The organism is Marinobacter sp. G11 (assembly GCF_021282325.1).
Classification (GTDB): Bacteria; Pseudomonadota; Gammaproteobacteria; order Pseudomonadales; family Oleiphilaceae; genus Marinobacter; species Marinobacter vinifirmus.
Window position 1 is genome coordinate 1 of the sequence record NZ_JAJSPB010000105.1, and the last position, 1,103, is coordinate 1,103.

The window sequence follows — 1,103 nt, forward strand, 5'->3', positions numbered from 1 at the left end:
AAGAAATGGACGATGCCGATCCGTGATTGGAAGCCGGCACTGAATCGCTTTATTATCGAATTCGGTGACCGCCTGGACGGTCACCTGTAATGGGGTGGGCAGTTACACAGATTTATTTACAGGCTCGCAGATTATCTCACCAAGTTAAAGGCGTGACCGCATACTGGCAAACTCTTTGTTTTGGATTAATGAACACTACAAAGAACCCTTTTCATCGGATAGCGCCTTACTCACGAGAGCATCTACGAGTTCTCCTTGAGTCTTATACCCATCTCGCCTCATCAGCTGTTTTATACCTTCTTTAGTTTCAGGGAGTAATAAGACGTTAACCTGAGACCGCTCACTTCTTTTCTTATTGGTTTTGATGCTCCATTTCCGCCTTAAGTCTTTAATGAGCATTTCTTCCATCTTTAGATTGAGGCTCGACTGATCCAACATACACTGAAACTTCAAGAGACTTTCATTTATTGATAATGGGTTATTTACACTGCCTGGAACTAGATTCGGCAATCCAGCCTTTAGGCCTTCATCAATAAGCCATGACACTTGCTCAGGATTATTGCCATCCACCCAGCTTAAAGAGTAATCCTTTAACATGCGAAGGTTCCAAATAGAAGCTATCTCTCGAATGATACGCAACTTATCTGAACCAAGCCTGGCATCGAGGTCTACAGCCAAAAGAAAGCATGACCGATCATCCAAGTAATACTTAAGGCTCCCTAGCTCAAAATCGAAACCATTATAGACCACAAGCTTATACATAAGAAAACAAATTAATCTTTTTCCAGCATCACCTATAATACTGCTCAGCTCGCCATTAACGACATGCTGCTGATAACAATTAAAAACCCAGTCAGCATACGCTTCACCTTTAGATTCGAGCGCTTTTGCACAAGACTCTGCCAATCCCAACGGGTTTTTAAAAGACTCGGGGTGACTGATCGTAAAGTCACGCCCAAGAACAGACCAAAGCCATACTAGTGTCCCGTCTGGGTAATCCCTTTATTTATTATCAATAACACTCAGCTTTGCTCGCGCCACTGAAGTCATAATCGATTCTGCACTCTTGTGCCAGCGGAAGGGCTTTGCCAGTTTCTCATTAT

Annotated in this window: 1 protein-coding gene; it reads right to left on the reverse strand. The window is 43.1% G+C overall.

Annotated features, from left to right (window positions below):
- Positions 1–195: 195 nt before the first annotated feature.
- Positions 196–906 carry a hypothetical protein gene (locus LWH94_RS19210; protein ID WP_232903311.1) on the reverse strand — a complete coding sequence of 237 codons (711 nt, stop codon included), beginning with the start codon at positions 904–906 and terminating at the stop codon, positions 196–198.
- Positions 907–1,103: the final 197 nt, after the last annotated feature.